Genomic DNA, 22,664 nt, shown 5'->3' with positions numbered 1-22,664 from the left:
GTTGTCCGGGAATAGTTTCCGCCGCCCGTTCCGTACATCAAAGTGATGATCTGAAGTTTGTTTCGCCTACAGGGTTTGTCATCGGGTAACGTGCCTGACCCTGAATATCCGTCTGTGCGGGTAATGTGTGATGATTCATTTGGCATCGGCCTCCCATCGGTCATTGGCATTGCAGATAATGTGCACGGCTCAGTTTTGATAAAAAAATTCTGGCTTGTCGAAGCCCCATTCTGGTTAACCTCAACGATAAAACGGTAAGTCTGCGGCTCAACCGGGCAGACGAAAGGCACAAAGACCAATACGTGCAGGAGTAGACTTTTAATGGTTCTATCCTTTGTTTTCTATGAATAGGAGCAGTGAGGATAGACGAGAGAAAAAGGGGCACGGAACGAAAAGTTAATGGTTCATGGATTTTCCCATTCTTGACAAACGTGCTGAAATTTTACTGAAACGCCGATGTTTTATACCTGACGACTGTCGACATACCCGGTTTGAGAAAAGCGATGAACTCAGGGACGATCTCAGAGTTTCAGTAAAGTGATTATCTGGCCCCGATGAGATTCGCCTGAATCGTCGAATGCGGTTGTAATGACGAATATTCAGCAGAGAACTGTAGACGTCAAACTCGGGGTGACAAAGTCATCATACAAATCGATAGGGTTACTGGAATTGGCTTAGTGGCAGAGCAGAAGAATTTTTCGAATACCTATTTTTATATAGTAATTTTAATGCCAGCCAGAACACACCCACCCATAATAAAAGCCACTGCCTGCAATCAGGAGTGGCTTTCGCCAACGGGAATTTGATTACTGACCGTAGCGATCCTGAAGTACTTCAAACACGGCACGAACCCCAAACGCTTCTCCACCTAGCGGGCGACCGGGCTGAGGACGAATATTCCAGGCCATGATATCAAAGTGAACCCAGGGAATGCCCTTGCCGACAAACTCCTGCAAATAGAGAGCTGCAGTAATAGACCCTCCATAAGGCTCCTTGGCGCAGTTGGTCATATCAGCGATTTCGCTGTTGAGCATGTACCTGTAGTCCTTGTGCAAGGGCATGCGCCAGATTGGGTCGTCCGTTTTGTCACCCGCCTGCATCAGTTCACAGGCCAGGGCCGTATCGTCAGTGTAAAAGCCCCCCACCTCAGTACCCAGAGCCACACGACAGGCTCCGGTCAGAGTGGCGAAATCGACAATCATGTCAGGATTTTCGGTACTGGCTTCCGTCAGTGCTTCACACAGAACCAGACGACCTTCGGCATCGGTATTGTGAATTTCTACCGTCAAACCCTGACGGGTTTTCACTATATCTCCGGGACGCAGGGCATTTCCGGCAACCGCATTTTCAACGGCTGGAATCAGCATTCTCAGACGAACAGGCAGGTTAAAGTCCATGATCAGGCGCGCCAGTCCGATGACGTGAGCGGCACCGCCCATATCTTTTTTCATCAGACGCATACCGTCTGCACCTTTCATGTCCAAACCGCCACTGTCGAAGCAGACGCCCTTACCCACCAGTGTGATCAAGGGATGCTTCCCGTCACCCCAGGTCATGTCAATCAGCCGTGGTGCGTGACTGCTGGCGCGCCCGACCGCATGAATGGTGGGATAATTTTGAGTCAACAGCTCATCACCTACCGTCTGACTGACTTTGGCACCAAACTCTTCGGCCAGCTTTTCTACGGCCTCACCCAGATGTTCGGGCATCATATCGCCAGCCGGAGTGTTCACCAGATCACGAACAATGGCCATCGCTTTAACAAATTTTTCGGCTTCTAAAACCTCTGCCTGCCTCGGCAGAATCAATCTTGGACGCTCTTTCTGTTCAGTTTTTTTGTAGCGGTCGAACTGATAAGCACCCAGCCCCCAGCTAAATGCGGCCAGTTTAAGAAGGTTTTCATCGCCCTGAAGTTTGTAGTCCCCAGCTGGCAGCTGATTGACCAAATTTCCGCAGATAAAGTGGCTGGACAGATCTTCAACACCGACAATAACCTGATCCACGACACCTTCTTCACCGGGAATCAGACTGATGCCCTCTCCTTTGAAGTCTGTGCAGGTCAGCCAGTTCTGTAGAGGTTCTGACTGCTCATCAAACCAGCGATCATAATCTGAAGTTTCCACCAGAGTCAGAGGAATACCGTGGTCACCAGCCAGCAAATAGGAATGCATAGATCTCTACCAATTGGGAATATGAGGGATTGAAAGACGACAATACAGAAAGATGGTACTCAGTATCGAGATGGCTTGCTAGCAAAAGCAGGGGCAAACCACAATATTGCCATTTGCCCCATGCTATCAAAGCCGCAGTAACCATGCCAGTGGACACAACCCATCTGGAACAGCAGAATAATTTTTCCGGGCTGTTGACAGGTTGGCTTAAGAAGCGATGATCAGCGTTCCGGAATCCAGTCGGAAGACTCTATCCATCTGTCTGGCCAGATTCATGTCATGGGTTACCACAACAAAACTGGTCTTGAACTCATTGCTGAGAGAGGCCATCAAATCATGCACTTTTTCTGCTGTATTAGGATCAAGATTACCCGTTGGTTCATCCATAAACACCAGATCAGGTTCAGTAACCAGGGCTCTGGCAATGGCTACGCGCTGGCGTTCTCCTCCTGACAATTCTGCGGGCTTATGTTTGGCCCTTGCCCCAAGCCCCACGGCATCCAGTAACTGTTCGGCTCTTTCCCTGATCTGTCTGATGGGTGTTTTCTTTCTCAGCAGTAGCGGCATAGAGACATTTTCCAGAGCGGTGAACTCAGGTAACAGATGATGGAACTGGTAGACGAAGCCCAGGTGGCGATTTCTCAGTTCATTCTGCTCTGCTTCTTTCATCGTTGCCAGCTCATGGCCGCAGACTCTGATTTCACCCGAAGAAGGACGATCCAGTCCGGCCAACAATTGCAGTAATGTCGTTTTCCCTGAGCCAGAGCTGCCAACCACCGCGACCCTCTCCGAAGGACCGATCACCAGGTTTAAGTCATTCAATACTTCCAGTTTTTCAGGGCCTTCATCAAAACTTTTGGCCAGTGCCCTGCACTCTAATACGGCGTTGATGGACTCATTCATAACGAAGTGCCTCTGCTGGCTGGGTTTTAGAGGCTCTCCAGGCGGGATACAAAGTGGCCAGGAAACTCATGGACAGACCTGCAATACTGATGACAGCAACATCGCACCATTGCAATTCAGAAGGCAGATAACTGATAAAATAAACGTCCGGGCTGAGGAACTGGATACCCAGACAGGACTCAAGAGCTGAAATGATTTCAGAAACGTTCAATGCGGCAATCACACCGAGCACAACCCCCAATAATGTTCCCACAATACCAATGAGAGACCCCTGTACCATAAAGATACCCATAATGGTTTTCGGACTGGCTCCCAGTGTTCTCAGAATAGCGATATCCGACTGCTTGTCAGTCACCACCATCACCAGGGTAGAGACGATATTGAATGCTGCTACGGCAACAATCAGCGTCAAAAGCAGGCCTACCATGGTTTTTTCCATCTGGATCGCCTGAAACAGTTGCCCCTGGGTACGAGTCCAGTCTTGCACGTAGTAACGCCCCGGCAGCTGAACAGCCACCTCCCAAGCCAGTTTGGGGGCAGCGAACAGGTTTTCCATTTTCAGACGGATGCCCTCAACACCTTCCGATACTCGCATGAATCGGGCAGCATCCTGAATGTTGATATAGGCCAGACTGCCATCCACGTCAGCGCCTACTGCAAAGATACCGACTACTGTAAAACGTTTGAGTCTGGGGAAAACACCCGCAAGGTTCACATTCGCCTCAGGCAGAACCATGGTAACCTTATCACCGGTCGTCACCCCAAGGGACTGAGCCATGATCTCACCCAGCACTATGCCAAACGTGCCGGCTTTCAGATTGTCGAGAGATCCCTGCACCATATTCTGATCGACAATAGACACCTCCTTTTCGAAGGCCGGATCAATCCCATACAGCATCGCTCCCCGAACCTCGCTGCCACTGGTCAGCATACCTTGACCATCGACAAAGGGAGCAGCGGCAACAATCCCCTCATGGGCAGAGACCTGCTCAAGAATATCCTGCCAATCCTGCATGCCGCCGGATGCCGAAGTAATGGTAGCATGGGGAACCATACCCAAAATGCGCTGTTTCAGTTCCCGATCGAAACCGTTCATGACAGACATGACAATGATCAGAACGCAGACCCCCAGGGTCAGCCCAACCATTGACATCAATGAAATAAAGGAAATGAAGTGATTCCTTCGTTTGGCCCGGGTATATCTGAGGCCGACAAAAAACGGTAATGGTCTGAACATTTAGATTTTATGAGGCGCCAATGATTGTAAAGTTCGCTATTATAACCCCAACAGCCCGGCACGAATAAGGCTGTTTGCATTTCCTTGCAAAAGCTACAGTTTCCCAGAACGATAATCAGGGCAGCAGAGCTGTTGCACCCGACCCACGAAAGTAAGAAAGTAGCAAGAAAAGAAAGTAGCGAGAAAAATATGCCTGTCATGAAACATTTATTATCACTACCGTCATTAGCCCTTTCCATGACTTTGTTGGGTCTTGGCAGCCTCAATCTGAATGCTTTTGCAGCAGAAGCCGGTGACTCGATTGCAGTACCCGTTGGCAGTCAGTCGGCTGAACTTCGCAGCACGGTTCTGTTGCCGGAAAGAGGTCAAAGCATGGAGTCCGTCAGGGATCGTCTGGGATCACCTGAAGTCTCTGAAACGGTCGGAAAACCTGCTATTACCAAGTGGCAATACCAGGACATGACCGTTTATTTTGAAGATAAAACGGTTCTGCGAGCGGTTGTGCACCCCAACTTCCAAAAAGCCGAGCCAACCGCTGTTGCCACTGAATCGTCAGTTAGACAGCCGTGAGCTGACGAACAGCCATGAGCTAACAGATGCCTTGAGGAATTTATAAAATTCGGGGAGTATCAGCTCCCTTATGGATCCATACCCGATTCAACAGCACGTTGTTGGGCCTGCTTAAAATCGTCGCCCATGAGCGCAAGCGCGTTCATACGAAACTCCTCAAATGTAACTTGTTGGCCATCCGGTTGATCTGGAGGAAATATCATTTTCAAAGTTTCAATTTTTTCCTCAGGGGTTTTATCACCAAAAGTAAGATCATGGAAAGCGGAGACCAGCTTCTTATTTTCCAGCATGTTTTTGTAGCCGTCGTGATCAACAAATAATTGTTGATCACCATTAATACTTTCCTTAATACTGAAAAACTTACTTTTGAATAATCCATACGGCATTACTTCAATATTAAAGCCCGAACCGTATCTTTGATTATTTTCTGAGAAGGGTGCTTCTTCCAATTGATTATAGAGATATTCTGCTATTGGTTGTAATGCTTCGGGATAGAGCTGAAAATGTTCAATATCGAGCGAAACCCAATAAATGAGACACTCTTCATTTTTATCGACCGTTTTAAGTGCTCTATCAATAGCATTATCCACCTTTACAAAAAGGTTCGGATACAATGATTCAAGTGCCTGAATATCCCGCTCTTCCAGGGTACGTTCACAGCGATATCCCATGGAAGAATCGCAGATATAATAAAAATCTGCATCATCAGCTATTTTTCTGTTTACTTTCGGTTCTACTTCCGCAGCGGCAACGGGCGAATAAGGAGAGCTGGCGTTGCCTGAAGAAGCGCAGAGTGCAGAGTTGTCCACACCCATTGGTTGTGCCGAGAAGCTCTGGCTTTCAGTAGATAAGCGTTCTCGGGGCGAAAATCTGGCATCCATAAAACAATTTCCTAATGATTTACCTGACTTATTGGAATTAAACAATCCAGTAGTTAAGCATTTGCTTCCACATAAAGCATTAACCAGTTAGTCAGTACAGGTAACACTGGATTCAAACAATAAGTACACTCGATGGGGGCAAGGGGAAATTGTTTCCGGCCAAGTTATCCCTGCATCGAAAAAAAATCACGCCATCAATAATGGCAGTATTAATGCCCCGTTGATCAATGGGCAGTTTGAATGACCGGGTCAGACAGAGAACGTTTTTTGCACTACGTTTTCTGTTTCTGTCGTTAAGTTGACCAGCATCAAGGATGGTAACGCTCTGATTTTTTTCCTGACAGGCTGCAGTATGTGCTCTTCCTGCAGGGTCATGAATTGCCAATTCGCCATTGCTATCACATCCTGCCAGTGTTGCCCAATGCCCCGAGATTCGTTTGTATTCAGCGGTGTTCTCATCGTAAACGTAAAAACCGATATTCAGCCAGGCCCCGTCTGATATCCCGATATTTTCAATGATTTGCTGTTGATTCGGTGGCTGCCTGGAATGTATATGGTTAAACGATGATTTGGCAGAAGCATACTCAGCCCGCCAGCCGTAGTAACGAATGTCTGGTGTCAGCTGATAATTTTTTTCCATAAACGAACGGACACCGGCCATCAGCTCAATAGGACCGATACCGTTTTCAACATTCTCATTCATACCAAACGCTTCAGCCAGTCTGATTACCAGGGCATGCTGATGTTCAAGTCCGGTAATGCCCAGCAATGGCGCCAGAGTATTGGCCACTGAGGTAGGGCCACAGATATGCCTGGACTGGAAGTTTTGCCCGTCAGTATTGATGTCATTTTGACAGAGATTGGCAGGCACGCTGGGAAAGTTTACCGCCGCTGTCGCAGATCTTTGGGTAATGGGTGTTTCAGGAAATGAGGTTTTGTAAGTTTTACTGCCGATGATGTTATTGCTTTGATGGCTAACCACTTCTGAACTCGTGTCTTTCTGGCCCGGTTTTATGTGCAATCCGTTAGTAACGTTCACAGTACTCATCAAACTATTCATATACAAAACCCCCTTTGGTTTACGGAATTCCTTTCCGATTCATAATTTATTTGACCGCATAATCACTAAATGGTTCCACAGACCTAATCATTGCACTGTACAACAACTCTTATTTATTCTTCTTTTCAATGAAGAATAGATTTGTACAGGTAAACTTTTGTAATGACGAACAAGATCTTCCGCATTCCAGCTAAAGCTGCCTTGATATTCATTATTTAAATAAAAAACTTCATGGTTTTGATTTTCAAAATAACCGACAATGCTGTTGTAGGGTAACGGGTCCTCGAAGCACACTTCATAACATGGTGCCTCACCTGCTCGAAAATAATCAGGATCAAGACCTCGAATGTTGTCCATTTTCGTGTCAATCATGTATTGATATTTCTTCAAGTCTTGACTCAAAAAGCCATTATTCCAACTCACTGATTGAGACGTAGCAACAATACCGGTGGTCTGATTAGATACAACGGGATTTAAATCAAAAAGTCCGGTATACTCAATCACCTCAGAAACCAAAACTCGATGATTCTTATCTCTTGGTATGCGAGGATAAAACCCTCCAGCTTCTTTGATTTCTACTAATGGTCTTGAATCGTAACGATATACCAGACCACGGAAATAGTTTTGTTTCACTTTCCTTTTTGAACCATCATTCAATTTTAATGAAAAACCCATCAGCTTCTCGTCGCCGACAATTCGACAGTCCAACTGATTAAACTTTGCCTCATCAACCTTAATTTTTGAAACCAAGCCAGTTGTTTCAGGCATAGCCCAACTTGTGCTGCCAGATGATGTCGCTTCCATTGAATAAGCCTCCCTTCTTATTTATCCAGATAAACTGAAAGATTAAAAAAATCATAAGCTACAATGACTCTTTACAGCGTTCAGGTAAATCACAAAAACGCCTGATCACTTTCAGTCAGTTCCCCTGATTGGAGTATTCACACCACAGAAAGTTCCCGACAGAAAACGAAACCAGAAACCATTGAAAAAAACGACCTTCACTGAACAGTCGCCTCTTCATAACACCAAAATGTCAGAGCAATCAGGCTGTTGCCGGTTTCACCTGACTTTTTTCTACCGGGTTCATCAACCTGTTCAGTTTAGGTGCCGTCACAAACATGATTACGGCTACCACCGCTGAAATCAGGCCCATGACTTCAAAGAAATGGCTGTAGATCGGCAGAGTATCCAATGCGGTCGCTGACTGACCAGAAGCCACAGTGGTTAAGCCCGCTACATAACCAGCCACTACTGAGGCTGCCGAAGTCGTCAGGAACCAGGCCCCCATAATGAAACCATGCATGCGCTCAGGCACCAGCTGAGCTACCATCGCCAGACCAAGACCACTGATCAGCAGTTCCCCCAGCGCCTGAGCCAGGTAAGTACCAACAATCCAGCCCGGCGCAACCAGCCCCTCGGCACTGGCAAACCGGGCAGCCAGAGGAATCAGCAAGAAGCTCACTGATGTCAGGGCCATACCCATGGCAAACTTGACCGGCATACTCATGGCTTTTCCGGTCACACCAGTACGGTTGTAAATGTAAGCCAATATCGGGCTGGCCACCATGATCCAGAATGGGTTAAGAGACTGGAAGGATAACGGGTTAACTTCAAAACCAAAAATAACATGCTCAACGTTATGAATGGTGAAGAAGTTGAGGGAGGTCGGCATCTGGTAGTACATTACCCAGAAGACAATCGCTTCCAGCATCAATATCAGAGCAACAATCATCTTGCCACGCTCAACACCGGCAGAACCCAGAATTTCTTTCAGGAAGATCACTACCACACCGCTCCCGACCATCGCCAACAGGACATTGGCAATAACCAGATGGTTCAGAACAAAGGCACAGGCAAAACACGCAGCAATAACACCGACAAAAACCAGTCCAAACTTCCTGTAGTTCAGAGGTTTAAAGTCAGGCTCAGAGCCATAACCGGCTACCCAGTGGCGAATGATGAAATAGTTAGCCAGAGCCACCAACAGTCCCAATGCGCTGACTATGAAGCCCACGTTCCAGCCGAAATGGTCCGCCACATAAGGTACAGTCAGCATAGAAATAAAGGAGCCTATATTGATCGCCATGTAGTACATGGTGAAGGCGCCATCCAGACGACTATCACCTTCTTTATAACACTTGGCCAGAAGGCTGGAAGGATTCGCCTTGAACAGGCCATTACCCACTGCGACAGTGGCCAGGGCAAGATAAACCATCTGCATGTCGTTGCCCGCTGCGGCCATGATGGCATAGCCAGTCATCAACACCAGGGCACCGAACACTATGGTCCGCTTGGTACCCAATACCTTGTCGCCCAGGAAACCACCAAGCGCTACCAGGCCGTAGACCAGAGCATTAAAGGCACCAAAGATAATAAACGACTCAGACTCCGGAACATCCAGTTCACGAACCAGATAGACGGCCAGAATAGCCTGAAGTCCGTAGTAGCCAAAACGCTCCCATAGCTCTAGAAAAAAGATCATATAAAACGGCCTGGGCTGTTTCAGAACGTTTAAAGACTGTTGCATATAAAAACTATCCTTTAACTCCGATGTTCGTCAGTCAATGTCTGTATTCCAGGTATTGTTCGATCTTCCTGATCGAGGAACCTCAAGCGCAATAAGCTCGACAGACTCCGGAGACGGGAGAAATTTCAATAAACTTAAACAAACATTTTCTGTTATTAATAAACTTATTGAGAGCTCTCACTTTGAATTTTTGGCGGGTCAGTACAAAGACCTTTTTTAATTAAGTCTTATTAAAAACGTTTCCAATAGCGGTAATTTTCACAGCCAGACAAGTAGATACCGGTGAACCGGACAGGACTGATGCCTAAATATTAGTGCCATTTACTTTTTTCATAATCATCCAGCTTCGACGAATCCGTTTTCTGCGGTGAAAATCACCCTCACAGAGCCCCCAGCGATAAGTCAATCACAAACTGTTTACTGTCAATCCCGGAAATTGTTGTGTCTGCAGCTGCCACCTGAACCGGCCACATTTTGACCCACAACCAGCATTACATCGGTGCCATCTCCATAATGATCAAAGGGACACTGCAATATGTTGGCAGGATCAGATTTAGTCTCAGCCCAGGGTCCACAGAAGTCACAGACTGGCATATGCCACCGAACGACAGCGGTCGTCTTGGGCGGGGTATCCCGGGATATGACAATATCCTGATATCGCGGTTTATCGCCAGTGGAACATTCTGTAAATATAAGATTCTTGTAATGGAGACCAAGTTTGCTAATGCCTAAGCTACCTGATGGCATTGAGTCAGTCGTCGGAGAATACACCCCATACATGCAAGAGCTGTCTGACCCAGCCTTGAAAGAGTAAGACACGCTATGGTCGGAATCATAGTTTCTTATAAAATAAATTTTCCGATCCAGTGCCTGAACAGTTCCGAATGCGAGCACAAGAATCGTTGACACCGCTAGCCTTGAAGTCAGCTTCATACTCCTCAGCTCCTGATTAGCTGCCCAAGAAGACAGGGTAGGACGCCTCAAACCCCGTTGTCGCTTGCATGGCTCGAAAGTGTAACTCTGATTTGCTGCCGGCTCAATTAACCTGAAATGATCTTTCTGAATATCAAAATCACCTTTAAGTTTCCTGGAGCTGGAAAAGGCAAACCAGAAAGGACCAATGCCTAAATAGCAGAGCCATTTTCTTTTTTCATAATCTTCCAGCTTCGATGAATCCCTTTACGCCGTTGAAAATCTCGATCAATGGTTTGATGAGTGATCTCTTCAACAAGAAATTCTGATTCAACTCGCGCATCCAGTTTGAACTTTCTAAAATTGTTAGAGAAATAGAGAGTACCATCCTTACTAAGCCTTTTTGCTGCCAGCTCAATTAACCTGAAATGATCTTTCTGAACATCAAAAACACCTTTTAGCTTCTTGGAGTTGGAGAAGGTGGGAGGGTCCATAAAAATCAGTTCGTACTCGCCGGTATCTTTTTCCAGCCATTTCAGACAGTCTTCTCGCTCCATCCGGTGACGGCGCTCGCTCAGACCGTTCAGGGCCAGATTCTTTTTACCCCAGTCCAAATAGGTATTGGAGAGATCAACGCTGGTAGAAGACACAGCTCCACCCATGGCAGCATGAACAGTGGCTGTGGCGGTATAACAGAACAGGTTGAGGAAGCGCTTGCCTTCAGCCTCTTTCTGCAGCCTCATTCTCATCAGGCGATGATCAAGAAACAGACCCGTATCCAGATAATCATTCAGATTAACCAATAAACGACAACCGCCCTCTTTTACTTCCATCAGCTGTTTCTGTTCGTCCTGCCGGACGTACTGACTGAAACCTGATTGCCGCTCGCGTCGTTTCAGGACAATGTTTTCATCCGGTATATTCAGTACCTCAGGTGTCACTGCCAAGGCTTCGATTAAGCGCTCCTGAGCTTTTTCTTCGTTAATGGATTTGGGCGCTGCGTACTCCTGAACGTGCACCCAGTCACGGTACACATCAACCGCTAAAGAGTATTCGGGCATGTCGGCATCATAGAGGCGATAGCAGTCGATGTTGTTTTTTCTGGCCCATTTGCTCATCTGCTTGAAATTTTTCTTCAAGCGGTTGGCAAACATGGTGGCCCCTTCAGAAATATAGGTAACCGTTCGGGTCTCTGATTGACTCCCCTGCTGTTTTTCTGCCGCGGCCTCTCTTGCTTCACGACTGCGAATATCGTAAAGAAAGAGCTTACAGGGCAGTGCTCCGTTAAAGAGCGAATAACTCTTTTTGGGCCCCATTCCGAGATTTTTCACCAGACTGGGTGTACCCGTAAAAATGCCTGCTTCCCAGCCCGGGCAGTTCTGTTTTAGCTTTTCACCCAGATGTTTGTAAAGGTAGACCAGACTGGCTTCATCGCCCATACGTTCACCGTAGGGAGGATTACAAACCACCAATCCGGCATCTACGTCAGACCCCAACCCCATGGCCAGATCCTTGAGTTCCTGCTGTCGTATATTGACCCTTTTTGACAGCCCGGCCCTTTCAAGGTTGGATTTGGCACGATGAGCAACAGACCCCAGGCCTTCAAAGCCAGTAATCTCCGAATCCATGGCAGCTAGCCCCTGCTGACGACGTTCTCTGGCTTCCTCCAGCACTTTACTCCAAACCTTTGGCACATGCCCCATCCAGCGATCAAACCCGAAACGGGCTCGAAGCAGACCGGGGGCAATGTCGGCCGCCATCATGGCACCTTCTATCAACAGAGTAGCGGCTCCGCACATGGGATCCATTAAGGGTTTTCCCCGGGCAGCCATTTCAGGCCAGCCAGATCTTATCAGAATGGCCGCTGCCAGATTTTCCTTCAGAGGTGCTTCACCGGATTCCTGACGATAGCCCCGTTGATGCAAACTCTGACCTGACAGATCAATCGATACAAACGCTGTTTTTCCTCTGGCATGAACATTAATTCTTAAATCAGGGTTAGCAGCACTCACAGAAGGCCGCCAGCCATGCTCATCTCTCAGCTGATCAACGATGGCGTCTTTAACGACCTGAGCACCGAATCGGGTGTGATTAATATCGGGTGTCGAACCGGTGAAGTCGACCCGGAAGCTGCTCTGCTGATCGAGATGATCATCCCATTCAAACGTTTTGACCCCCTGATAAAGACTGTCTTTGTTCTCGGATCGAATCTCGCCCAGCCGCAGTAGAATCCGGCTTGCCAGCCTGGACCAGAGACAACTCCGATAGGCAACTTCAAGACTGCCCCTGAAGCTCACACCAGCGACAGTTTCCTGGACAGATTGCGCACCCAGGCCCGTTAACTCACTGGCCAGCAGGATTTCCAGCCCCTTGGGGCAGCTGGCAAAAAGTTCTAGAGAACGCTCAGCAAGAGGCGTATTCATAACTGATATTCCAAAATAATTTAAAAATTCAATATTTATTAGGATTGATTTCTCGACAGTCCGATCAAACTTCGTTAGAAATTAAACCGTAGACGTTCCCTGTATGTTTGCTCTCTGGTTTTTCCCGGCTCCCTCGTTGCATGTATGTTGCATGAAGCCTGGTGGGCATCCGGAGTTATCACAACAGACCGGATCAGGGAATTTTCAGGTGCTGTAACAGGGTGCCAGGGAGGCATTGATAAACGAATCAGCAAGAGGCAGTACCACATGATGAAAAGACAAAAAAGGGATATGACAGACAGAGCCTTTACCAAAGGATATCGGACAGGTGCGTCTGGACGTTCGAAGGATATCTGCCCACATACGGACCCTCAACTTCGCCAAGCCTGGTTAACGGGCTGGCGGGAAGGTCGCGTAGACAACTGGGACGGCTTGATTGGCATTTCCGGCCTGCAACGGGCCAGTAATGCCTCCTTTCTATGAGTTACCCTACTGTTGAAGCCTATAAGCCCCGGACTTCCGGGGCTTCTTTCATCCCGCCTGCAGCCATGAACGAAGAAAAATATTCCTGAATCGGTTCGCTTGGAAATCTCTCAAAGACTCATGAAGTCGTCCGGAGAGCCTTCAACCATGATCACAGGAGTAAACGGCTTCTGCCGCCTCACGAATCAAGGAAGGGCCCCTATAAATGAAGCCCGAATACAACTGAACCAGACTGGCCCCTGCCCTGATCTTATCGGCTGCTGTTCCGGCATCCATCACGCCGCCCACACCAATAACAGGTAGTTTTCCGGAAAGTTCGGAGGACAACAGTTTAATGACTTCTGTCGAGCGGTCACTTAGTGGTGCCCCACTGAGTCCGCCCTGCTCTTCTGCATCAGGCAAACCCTCAATAGCATCCCTTGACAGCGTGGTATTAGTCGCAATCACCCCGTCCATCTCACAGGAAACCAGTTCACGGGCGATGTCAGCAATTTCTGCTTCATCCATATCCGGTGCGATCTTGATAGCTACCGGCACCCTGCGACCATATTTGTCGGTCAGTAAAGCCTGCTCTTTCTTCAATGCCTCCAGCAGACTTTTCAGGGCATCACCAAACTGCAATTTACGCAGCCCCGGAGTGTTAGGGGATGAGAGATTGACCGAGATGTAGCCGGCATGGGGATACACTTTTCTCAGGCAAGTCAGGTAATCCGTTTCAGCGTCTTCCACGGGAGTATCAAAATTTTTGCCAATGTTAATGCCAATGATGCCCTGATAATTGCAATTACGGACATTCTGAACCAGATGATCAACCCCTTTATTGTTGAACCCCATACGGTTGATCAGCGCCTCACGCTCTGGAATACGAAAGCAGCGAGGCTTTGGATTGCCGGGTTGAGGACGGGGGGTCACTGTACCCAGTTCAATATGACCAAAACCCAGACTGCCCAAGCCATCAATACAATCTGCGTCTTTATCAAGCCCTGCTGCCAGCCCCACAGGATTTTCAAAGGTCAGCCCCATAACTTCCCTGGGGCGGGAAGGAACAGATGGCACAAAAGCATTGTTCAGGCCCAGCCGCTGGCCTGCCCCTATCATCTCTAATGCTACATCGTGTGCATTTTCAGCAGAGAGACAAAATAACAACTTTCGGCCCAGTTGATACATGAAAAGCCCCGGTTAATTTAGATAAACCCGCGAAATTATACGCTGCTCCATTTTGAAAACCAGTGTTGTGTAAGGGTTTTTCTAATTCCGGTTTTATATTGATAACCAGACGGTCAGTTATTCTGACCAAAATGGAAATCTTCGGCCGTTTGTGTGGTCTCAAACATAAGAGCATCCCGATATCAGAGATAAGCAGGAGGCCAGAAATGTCAGAAGTATTGATTGGAAGTTTTCCCACAAGCACTCCTTGTTCAGGCAATCCTCATTCTTGCCTGGATCTCATGCAGAACCCTGTGGGAGATGCACTAACCTACTTGTCATATCAGACCAAAAACCATTCTGCTCCTTTATCAAAACCCCTCTCCAAACATCAAGTTACACAAACTCCAGCCACCATAATGGTTGGCAAAACGATCACGTCGCCCCCTGAAATCAATCCCAACGATGAAGATGACCTCTTTGAGGATGCCGAAGATAATCCGGATTGGATAAAAGAGTACGATGCCAGACTGGCGGAAACTGCGACTCAATCTGCAACTAACAAAAGAGATCACAGGCATTGCTCAGCTCACGACCGGGAAACCCTGATTCATGAGTATTCCGAGTTGCTGGACAGGTTCAGGCAACAGGGTCTGGACGCTGATGTTATCACCATGATGCATCCCTATGGCATTCTCGAACGGATTCTGGATGACTGCCCCGAAAGCGGTTTTGCCCTGTTAGAGCAAAGACTGCTGGCACTGGCTGACGACTTGGAAAAGAATTGGTGGGGTATCACCTCGAACAAACAGGAAGCCACAAAAAAACTGGCGGTTTTATTCAATCTGTTGGAAGTTCGTGATGATGATGCTCTGCTGAAAGGGTTGCTTGAATTTGAAACCCGACATGGCAAGACACCTTTTTACCATGTGCTTCAAGAGTGCTTCGTACAGAACAGGATGACGGATCCCTTCAAACCAGAGAATGCCGGAGCCAACCCATCTGCGGCGGCGTTGAGCCTTCAGGCAAACAGGCAGGCTCTTGGGCTGAAAAAAATCGACGCCCGGAAAGCTCTGGAGGGACTCTATTTTCCACCACCCGGTCACTGGCACAACCGCTCACAGTTAACCGGGACAATGATCTGGAAAACCCCGCAAATTGTTCACCAACTGCTGTTGGATCGCTGTTGTGCTGATATCGATGAAGCACGAAAAAAGCTGCGCTCCGGGCAATGGCAAAGTCGACAGCAGCTGCAGTTATTATCGAATCAGCTCAAGTTTCTGGCGGAAATGCGCTGCACGCCCGAAAACCTGACGGACTTCATTCAGAACCCCAATCATGAAGAGCTCCGGGACTTGCTGGAAAGGGAATGCCAGCAGCTCTATTTCAAACAGCGCTATCAACACTTGATGTCGACCGAGTTATCGGAACTCTCCATCGAAGAGTTCAATGAAGCAGAGCAGCAGGTGGACTCTATGCTGGCTGTGGAAGGACATAAAGACATTCCTGCGGACTTCGCTGCTGACATGTTCAAGCAGTTAAAACATTTCCATCACGCTATTCAACTGGTTCGTTTTATGAAACTGGAGCTGGAAGTCCCTCTTTCAGAACGAATCTTTATGCTCAATCCTCCTGCCACCCGGCACCTCATGCAGAAACTGAATACCAGCAGGCAAGGGGCCGATACAGAAATGAAGCTGTATCATGCCATTACTCAATACAGTGATCACCTGAAGGCTTATCACAAACATCCGAGCTACTCATCCATAGTCGCTTACCAGCAGAAACATCATGATCTCAGGCTGGCCCAGGAAGAACAGGTGATGGCAGAGACCAGAGCCTTGATAGAACAGCCTGAAACACCGGCCGTGATGGGTACCGGTGATTATCAGGAAAACCTGCAACTGCTGAAAATACTGGATCAGGCACTGCAGGAAACAGCCCCGGTCAGCCCCGTCCATTCGGGCAAGGAAGCTATTATGGCGGTGGGGTATCAGGTTGTCTGGCCGGGCAGAAAATCTCTAAGGGACAAAATGTCTGAACTTCAGCACCTGAAAGATCTGAAAGCAGTAGGCTACTCGTTCAGGGAAGAGCTTCTGAAAACCTGTGAAGCCATTCCCGGCTCCACCACAGGTATCCTTAACAGAGTGTCCAACATTGTACAGCCAGCCGCGACCACGATTCAGGACTGGCACAGCGGTAAAAGCAGTGCCTGGACCATTCTGACGGGAGTACAGGGCAGTTACACAGAGCTGGAAAAGCAAGCCTGCGAAACACTTTCAGGCGTACTGGAAATAGCTCAACGCCACCCTCGTTTGTTCCGACGTCTGGTTGGAGACTCCGCCCAAACTATTGAGCAGTTGAAAATACTGGTGGGCGCCGGGAATGCCGGACTGGTTTCACAGCTTCAGGCAAGGCTGTCGGCTGAATCGGCCGCCTCCTGCTTTGCCGGAGATGAAGCCGTTAACGAAGCATTCGATTACGCCAACCACCCCCAACAGGCGGCATTATTAAAACAGTTTCAGTTTCTGCTGCAGGTTTCCGATCTGGCTCTCAAGGGCTCTGTCGCCCTGAACTTCTTTGCCGACCTGTCCAGTCATACGGCAGGTTCCAGACTGGGCAATGTTATCGGACTGACAGCAGGCGCCCTGATTGCCGGCCTGGCAGGGGGTGCAGTAGGCTGGAGCGTTGGCGGAATGGCAGGAGCAATTGCCACGGCAACGGCTCATGCAACGGGAGCCGTTGCCATCCGTGAAGGTGTCAATCAACTGGAAGGTCGTCAGGTTCGTACCCTGAACAGGCTGATCAACTACGGACCGGCCTTTGCCAACGCATCCAGCCCTATGGATGAGCTGGCGCTGATTGCCAGGGGCGTTGCTAAAAAGGAAGGTCTGGCCAGAAGTGTCTTTAACGTCTGCGTTAACCCCTTTCAATTCCGGTACAATCGACTGACAGAAGCGATTCGTGCTTACCACAACAGGGAAGCCGGAGCCTTTGGCCAGCTCGCCGCTGAAGGTGCCAAATGCCTGATCGTTCTGGGTGGTTCAGTCATGGCTGGAACACTGGTTGCCGGTAGCGCCTTCTACGGGAGTCTGGCGGCCGTGGCATTATGGCCCATAGCCACCTCCAGCTTCGCATTGATTACCACAACGCTGTCTACCGGCAATGTCATCAGTCGACTCTTTAACTCGCTGGACCATGTTGAGAACCTGATTTATACGGCTAAAGACAGCTATCACTATTACCGTATGCTGTTGCCGGAAGGCTCCGATAAAAGAGCCCGCATAGAAGCGCATTGCCTGGCATCATCGAAACGGATGATGGCTAAAATGACCGCCCAGAGTCCGTTCAAACAATACCTGCGAGAAACTATCACCGCAGAAGTAGCCAAGACCTACTGGGATTCATGGCGTGAAACTGAGGAGGGCAAACATCTGGTTGATACTGTTAATGCCGGAGTCGAAAAGGAAGTCACTGAGTTGGCTGAAGCCAGAAAAGAGCTGGCAGAAGATATCCTGAAACACCAGAAGGCTCTGATGATTTTCCAGAGCTATAAAGACCAGGTCGACACCCTGACCAAAGACCGCGAAGCCTTTAACACCTTCAGGAAACAACTCAGGGAAGTGGGGGTTCATCCTCCGGAGATCAGCCATGGCATCGGCTATTACATTCAGGATCAATTACTGGAGATTCCTCTGGCCATCAACCGCCATTGTGGCACCCCCAACCCCGGGACCACCCGATCAGCCATCGGGAAGACGCTCGAAGACTCGTTGAGACAGACGATCAGGGGCCATTATTTGCTGAAAATGGCTGCTCTGGGTCGACCCATCAAGAGGGTTTTAGACGAGGATGGTACTGTTTCCACCCAACCTCTCAGTCGTGATGACCTGCTGACCCTGAAAAACCGGGTCATAAATCAACTGCATAACCATCTGGAGAAGGATATCTCATCGGCAGCCCTTGAACGGCTTCAGCTGGCGGTTCACATGGCCGCAAAAAGTGTTGAGAACGACCACGGCAAGGGTCAAAAGGTCAGCTTTGAGCAGATGAGCAGCGCACTGGCCAACCGGCTGGAAGATCAGGGTCGAGCCATGGAAGCAGTGGAAAGACTCAGGGTCGCACGTTTCCGACAGCAACTGAAAGAGAACCCTGACTTTCAGAATATGACCGAAGAAGAGCAGGCCCTGATCATCGATCAGGGCATCATTGCCCAGCCCCGAGCATCAACACGGGCCTTCACCTGAGGAATAGCCTGGCGTGTTCACTGACATCGTCAGTGGTTCTGGTGTGTTTGGTTTCGAACTCTGCCCGATGCAAGTCCGGATCAAATGGATCGCTATATCTGGCCGTTTTTTGGGTAAAGTCCTGCAGATTCAGAACATTTTCTCTGGCACCGCTCAGTCCACTGTCAAGCATGAAATGATCACCGACTGCAGTTTCACCGGCTGCCGTCACCGCCAATTGATGTCCATGGGCTTCCCTGATCGCAAAATTTTTCTCGAGCCGCTGAGGCCTCGTACATAAGACTGAAGTAAACTGTTGATTGATTTTGTCCGATGTAGCCCCTAATGAGTCGGATTCATCAATGCCATAATAGTGGGCAACCGCCTGAAACCAGGCTTTGTGAACCACCTTGACACTCTCCCGGGCTTTTTTAGTAGCCCGTTGATAAGCCTCTTTCGAATCAATGGGTTCCGATCCTGAAGTCGGGCTCTTCAGTAACTGATCCGTAATGTCTTCCTGCAGTTTGTGACAATACTCATTTAAGGGGTCTGGCAACCTCATACCAATATAAACCTGATTCTTGTTCTCTAAACACCGGGTCTGCATGCCCTTATATAACGTCCGGCTCTTCAATTTTTCCAAATCCTCTGGAAAGACAACGTTCCTTATGGGGTCATCAGACTCTTTTAACATCTGCAACTCCCGGTAAAGCTGCTCCTTGAAGTGCTTATGAAAACCTTTGTTGAAGATCACCGTCCTCCTGAAATCCTTAAAGGTATTCAGCCCCTGGTTGGGTAATTCCTCACCTTGTTTACCTTCCCAGCTGCAAGCAGCGTATGGCTTGCCCCAGTCGTCCATGCCATCACTCAGGAACTTTTTTCCCAGCCTGCTATTTTTCCCGCTGGCACAAATGATCATATCCACAGGTCGGTGCATAACCGTTTCCTCAGGGGTGTCATGCTCTGCTCTGCCCTGTTGCGCCACACCATAAGCAGGGTTATAACGTGCTCTGACCTTGTAGCCCTGCACTCCCGACTCAACGCCCTCCAGCTCAAAAGCAGCCATTCTTTCCAGACTGGAAGGCTCGTCACCCTCATGGGTTTGATCATTCCTTGCCTTCAACTCGGTCAGTCGATCATGAAATGCTTCTTCCAGATGGCGGATGGCTATCTCGCCAAGACCGTCGGAACGAACAATGCCCTTGCTTTCCTCACCGTCACCAAAAAGCTCATAGTAGTGTTCACCCAGATAAAACTTCAGCATATCCATCCATTTGAGATCCAGCCTGACCACCTGACCCTTGTCGTGTTCAGTACTTCTGTTATCAAAGACGGAGACATCTGCACCGGCTTCGAATTGTGACAAGGCCAGGGCCAGCCCCGTGGGACCGGCTCCTTCAATCGCTACCCGGGGGTGAGTTCTGGCATTATCATGCTGCTTAATCAACCAGTCGAGCTGTGCCAGATCAATCTCCTGCCCCCTCAAAGTGCCGATTTCCTGAACCTTTAACAGCTTGGTGAGAGTATCCTGCTGACCACGCCATTGTTCAGGCTGCGAGAGTATGCCCATGTCCCATCGTCTGCCCCCCGTCAACTGGATATCAAGCAGTGCTCGTCGTGATTCTGCTATCAGCTGCCCCTCTTCTTTGGTCAAGCCTTCCCCGGCTTTCAGGCGTTCTCTGATGTTATCTACATCTAACTTAGTGACTTCAGCACTCAGTCGATTCAATGTTTTTCTCACCTTGGCTTTGTCCTCAAATAACCGCCCATCCAGGTAAGAAAATTCGCTGTGACTATCAAATTCAATTTTCAGTTTCGGATAACGCTTCAGGTCTTGAATAAAGCGGTAGTCTTTTTCCTGTACCAAATTTTGTTGGTCGCAGTGAATGTCAAGCTCAAGGCATTGAGCATTATCAAATATTTGTCCCACCGCTTTGTGGAGGGGGACTGCACGCTCCTGATAATAATATCTACATAAGTCGTCATTCCAGATTGACAATAGATCATCATACTCATCCTGCGACAGCCGTTCAGGCAACGAATGAAGAATTTCCCGAAGCACCTCTTTGACCAGACACTGAAAATCCCGGGATTGACCGGTACGAGCAAAATGCCGCTCCAGCCTGCCAAAATCCTGATCCAGCCTGATGTCATGCCTGACTCGGCCTGGTGTGAGTAGTGAAGCCGTATAGTAGCCTTTAACGGCCTTACGAGTGAAGTGTATAGATAACGCCGGAATCCTGTCAATCAGTCTCGGCAAGGATTTTATTCCCTTTTCCGCCTCACTGAGCATCGTGTTTACGTTCTCAGACCTGAGAACAGCATAGAGAATTTTACCCCTTATGCTTTCTCTTTCCGGACGGCTGAAACCCGGAATAACCCCTTCAGCCACATCAATTACCAGACGTTTTCTATCCTTTTTAGTCAGCTCCCCGCTCTCAAGAGCCTTCATCACCTGGTCATGCAACAAAACCTCTGCTTCACGCTCCCGGGCTCTTTGCGCTTTCGCGCCGTGAGTGGGAGAAAGAAAGGCAAACAGCCTTTTGAAGATGTTTCCACGGGGTTTGACACTGACGACCTTTCTCCCCCTGAAAGTAGCCGAAGTGTCTTGCTCTGGTGCCCCCGAATCGCTAATCAATTCAAGCCGACCCGTTTTTCCTTTCCTGCAAAACTTCTCAAGCTTCTCAACATTGTCCAATAAATCAGCGAACTGAGAACTCGCTGGTGTTGGGGCTCCTGCGCCTCCAATGCTCATAGCTATAGGCCTCCCTGCCTTAGTCATTTACAAAATAGAACGATAAACAAGTGCTTTCGTTATTGATCAATGCAACCGTCAAACTCAGTTGTTTAGCTGAGAACCCAGGAACACTTCGCCTCGTTGAATAACAAAGTCAGCTGTTCTCTGCTGCCCCCCCTCAAGCGCTGCCTGGTGCAAAGCCGGAGCAAATGGATTGGTATCGTTGGCCGTTTGGTGAGTGAAGTTCTGCAGGTGCAGAACATTTTCCCTGGCTCCGGTCAATCCGCTGTAGCTCATGAAATGGGGGCTGGCTGCGGCATCACCGGCTACTGTCACGGTCAAATCATGTCCGTGAGTTTGCTCAGTCACAACACTCTGCTCAACCCGGTGCTGCTGCAATGGAAAGACCGAAGAAAACTTGTCATTTATTTTGTCCAATGTCGCCCCCAATGACCCGGATTGATCAATACCATAATAATGGGCCACTGCCTGAAACCAGGCTTTATGAACATCCTTGAGACTCTCTTTGGCTTTTGTCTCAGCCCATCTATTAGCCTTTTCTGTATCAACGGAATCGGATAACACATTCAGGCTATTCAGCACCCGCTGCTTAATTTCCCCTTCCAGCTTTTTACAGTACTGATCAAAGGGCTCTGGCAACTCCATGCCGATGTAGACCAGATTTTTATTCTCAAAACAGCGGGTCTGCATACCCTGATCCAGCGTCAGACGCTCCAATTCTGCCAGATCCATAGTGTGTTTATCAGACGCTTCTAGAAAAGGCAGCTCTTCTAAAAGCCGTTCCTTGAAGTGCTGATGAAAATCTTTGTTAAAGACCACCATCTCCCTGAAATCCTGAAAGGTGTTCAGCCCCTGGTTGGGTAGCTCCTCACCTTTCTTGCCTTCCCAACTGCAAACACCGTAGGGCTTGCCACCGGTGACCACTTGATCCTTCATGAACTTGTTCCGCAGCCTGCTGTTTTTTCCGCCAGCACAGATGATCATATCCACAGGTCGGTGCTCAACCGCTTCCTCAAAAGTGTCATGCTTTGCCCTGGCCTGCTTCGCCACATCATAATCAGGGTTATAACGCGCTCTAACCTTGTAGCCCGATCCTCCCGGCTCTACCGCTTCCAGCTCAAAAGCAGCCATTCTTTCCAAAGTAGGAGGCTCGTCACTATCACTGATTTGATCATAATTCCTTGATATCAACTCGGTCAGTCGATAATGCAATGCTTCCTCCAGGCGATGAGTTACTATCTCGCCAAAACCATCAGAGCGAACAATACCCTTGCCTTCCTCACCTTCACCAAAGAGCTCGTAGTAATGTTCACCCAGATAAAACTTCAGCATATCCATCCATTTGGGGTCCAGCCTGACCACCT

General features: G+C 48.6%; 15 protein-coding genes. 3 read left to right on the top strand and 12 right to left on the bottom strand.

The window, feature by feature from the left end:
• Nucleotides 1-806 precede the first annotated feature (806 nt).
• From KDK19_RS11140 to KDK19_RS11130, 3 genes are all read right to left on the bottom strand, one after another.
• Nucleotides 807-2,171 carry a M17 family metallopeptidase gene (locus tag KDK19_RS11140; protein WP_257254159.1) on the bottom strand — a complete coding sequence of 455 codons (1,365 nt, stop codon included), beginning with the start codon at nucleotides 2,169-2,171 and terminating at the stop codon, nucleotides 807-809.
• Nucleotides 2,172-2,378: 207 nt separating this feature from the next.
• Complete coding sequence (locus tag KDK19_RS11135; RefSeq protein WP_257254160.1) at nucleotides 2,379-3,074, bottom strand: ABC transporter ATP-binding protein; 696 nt, start codon at nucleotides 3,072-3,074, stop codon at nucleotides 2,379-2,381.
• Complete coding sequence (locus KDK19_RS11130) at nucleotides 3,067-4,311, bottom strand: lipoprotein-releasing ABC transporter permease subunit (protein ID WP_257274191.1); 1,245 nt, start codon at nucleotides 4,309-4,311, stop codon at nucleotides 3,067-3,069. The genes KDK19_RS11135 and KDK19_RS11130 overlap by 8 nt, the downstream gene beginning before the upstream one ends.
• Nucleotides 4,312-4,443: 132 nt before the next feature.
• Here KDK19_RS11130 and KDK19_RS11125 point away from each other — a divergent pair, with 132 nt between their 5' ends.
• On the top strand, nucleotides 4,444-4,881 hold the full coding sequence (locus tag KDK19_RS11125) for a hypothetical protein (protein WP_257281082.1): 438 nt from the start codon (nucleotides 4,444-4,446) through the stop codon (nucleotides 4,879-4,881).
• Nucleotides 4,882-4,949: 68 nt separating this feature from the next.
• Here KDK19_RS11125 and KDK19_RS11120 read toward each other — a convergent pair whose 3' ends face one another.
• The 6 genes from KDK19_RS11120 to rlmKL form a co-directional block, all read right to left on the bottom strand.
• Nucleotides 4,950-5,762: a hypothetical protein gene (locus KDK19_RS11120; RefSeq protein ID WP_257274189.1), complete on the bottom strand. Its 813-nt coding sequence runs from the start codon at nucleotides 5,760-5,762 to the stop codon at nucleotides 4,950-4,952.
• Between the two features lie 112 nt (nucleotides 5,763-5,874).
• On the bottom strand, nucleotides 5,875-6,822 hold the full coding sequence (locus KDK19_RS11115) for a hypothetical protein (protein WP_257274188.1): 948 nt from the start codon (nucleotides 6,820-6,822) through the stop codon (nucleotides 5,875-5,877).
• 87 nt (nucleotides 6,823-6,909) lie between these two features.
• Entirely contained in the window at nucleotides 6,910-7,626 is a 717-nt protein-coding gene (locus tag KDK19_RS11110; RefSeq protein WP_257274187.1) for a hypothetical protein, read from the bottom strand.
• 241 nt (nucleotides 7,627-7,867) lie between these two features.
• Nucleotides 7,868-9,352, bottom strand: a complete 1,485-nt coding sequence (locus KDK19_RS11105) for an oligopeptide:H+ symporter (RefSeq protein WP_257274186.1) — start codon at nucleotides 9,350-9,352, stop codon at nucleotides 7,868-7,870.
• A 423-nt stretch (nucleotides 9,353-9,775) separates the two neighbouring features.
• Nucleotides 9,776-10,285, bottom strand: coding sequence for a hypothetical protein (locus KDK19_RS11100; protein WP_257291967.1), 510 nt, complete (start codon nucleotides 10,283-10,285; stop codon nucleotides 9,776-9,778).
• Between the two features lie 191 nt (nucleotides 10,286-10,476).
• The gene (rlmKL, locus tag KDK19_RS11095; protein ID WP_257281083.1) at nucleotides 10,477-12,687 is read right to left on the bottom strand and encodes a bifunctional 23S rRNA (guanine(2069)-N(7))-methyltransferase RlmK/23S rRNA (guanine(2445)-N(2))-methyltransferase RlmL; all 2,211 of its coding nucleotides are present in this window, start codon (nucleotides 12,685-12,687) and stop codon (nucleotides 10,477-10,479) included.
• Nucleotides 12,688-12,957: 270 nt separating this feature from the next.
• On the opposite strand from rlmKL, the gene rmf reads away from it, so the two are divergent.
• A complete protein-coding gene (gene rmf / locus KDK19_RS11090) occupies nucleotides 12,958-13,170 on the top strand; it encodes a ribosome modulation factor (RefSeq protein ID WP_257281103.1) in 213 nt (70 codons plus the stop codon).
• A gap of 141 nt (nucleotides 13,171-13,311) precedes the next feature.
• Here rmf and KDK19_RS11085 read toward each other — a convergent pair whose 3' ends face one another.
• The gene (locus KDK19_RS11085; RefSeq protein WP_257291966.1) at nucleotides 13,312-14,337 is read right to left on the bottom strand and encodes a quinone-dependent dihydroorotate dehydrogenase; all 1,026 of its coding nucleotides are present in this window, start codon (nucleotides 14,335-14,337) and stop codon (nucleotides 13,312-13,314) included.
• 398 nt (nucleotides 14,338-14,735) lie between these two features.
• Here KDK19_RS11085 and KDK19_RS11080 point away from each other — a divergent pair, with 398 nt between their 5' ends.
• Entirely contained in the window at nucleotides 14,736-18,563 is a 3,828-nt protein-coding gene (locus tag KDK19_RS11080) for a hypothetical protein (RefSeq protein ID WP_257291965.1), read from the top strand.
• Here KDK19_RS11080 and KDK19_RS11075 read toward each other — a convergent pair.
• Together KDK19_RS11075 and KDK19_RS11070 are read right to left on the bottom strand one after the other, a co-directional pair.
• Nucleotides 18,556-21,297: a hypothetical protein gene (locus KDK19_RS11075; RefSeq protein ID WP_257281086.1), complete on the bottom strand. Its 2,742-nt coding sequence runs from the start codon at nucleotides 21,295-21,297 to the stop codon at nucleotides 18,556-18,558. The genes KDK19_RS11080 and KDK19_RS11075 overlap by 8 nt on opposite strands.
• 84 nt (nucleotides 21,298-21,381) lie before the next feature.
• On the bottom strand, nucleotides 21,382-22,664 hold a 1,283-nt coding region (locus KDK19_RS11070), incomplete at its 5' end, for a hypothetical protein (RefSeq protein WP_257291964.1).

This window comes from Endozoicomonas sp. ONNA1 (assembly GCF_024606325.1).
Lineage (GTDB): Bacteria > Pseudomonadota > Gammaproteobacteria > Pseudomonadales > Endozoicomonadaceae > Endozoicomonas_A.
Note: the sequence above shows the minus strand (reverse complement) of the source record. Positions and strands in the feature narration are given on the sequence as shown.

Coding starts and splice junctions, on each gene's coding strand:
- KDK19_RS11140 (WP_257254159.1), bottom strand. CDS start 2,171: ATGCATTCCTATTTGCTGGCTGGTGACCACGGTATTCCTCTGACTCTG.
- KDK19_RS11135 (WP_257254160.1), bottom strand. CDS start 3,074: ATGAATGAGTCCATCAACGCCGTATTAGAGTGCAGGGCACTGGCCAAA.
- KDK19_RS11130 (WP_257274191.1), bottom strand. CDS start 4,311: ATGTTCAGACCATTACCGTTTTTTGTCGGCCTCAGATATACCCGGGCC.
- KDK19_RS11120 (WP_257274189.1), bottom strand. CDS start 5,762: ATGGATGCCAGATTTTCGCCCCGAGAACGCTTATCTACTGAAAGCCAG.
- KDK19_RS11115 (WP_257274188.1), bottom strand. CDS start 6,822: ATGAATAGTTTGATGAGTACTGTGAACGTTACTAACGGATTGCACATA.
- KDK19_RS11110 (WP_257274187.1), bottom strand. CDS start 7,626: ATGGAAGCGACATCATCTGGCAGCACAAGTTGGGCTATGCCTGAAACA.
- KDK19_RS11105 (WP_257274186.1), bottom strand. CDS start 9,352: ATGCAACAGTCTTTAAACGTTCTGAAACAGCCCAGGCCGTTTTATATG.
- KDK19_RS11100 (WP_257291967.1), bottom strand. CDS start 10,285: ATGAAGCTGACTTCAAGGCTAGCGGTGTCAACGATTCTTGTGCTCGCA.
- rlmKL (WP_257281083.1), bottom strand. CDS start 12,687: ATGAATACGCCTCTTGCTGAGCGTTCTCTAGAACTTTTTGCCAGCTGC.
- rmf (WP_257281103.1), top strand. CDS start 12,958: ATGAAAAGACAAAAAAGGGATATGACAGACAGAGCCTTTACCAAAGGA.
- KDK19_RS11085 (WP_257291966.1), bottom strand. CDS start 14,337: ATGTATCAACTGGGCCGAAAGTTGTTATTTTGTCTCTCTGCTGAAAAT.
- KDK19_RS11080 (WP_257291965.1), top strand. CDS start 14,736: ATGGTTGGCAAAACGATCACGTCGCCCCCTGAAATCAATCCCAACGAT.
- KDK19_RS11075 (WP_257281086.1), bottom strand. CDS start 21,297: ATGAGCATTGGAGGCGCAGGAGCCCCAACACCAGCGAGTTCTCAGTTC.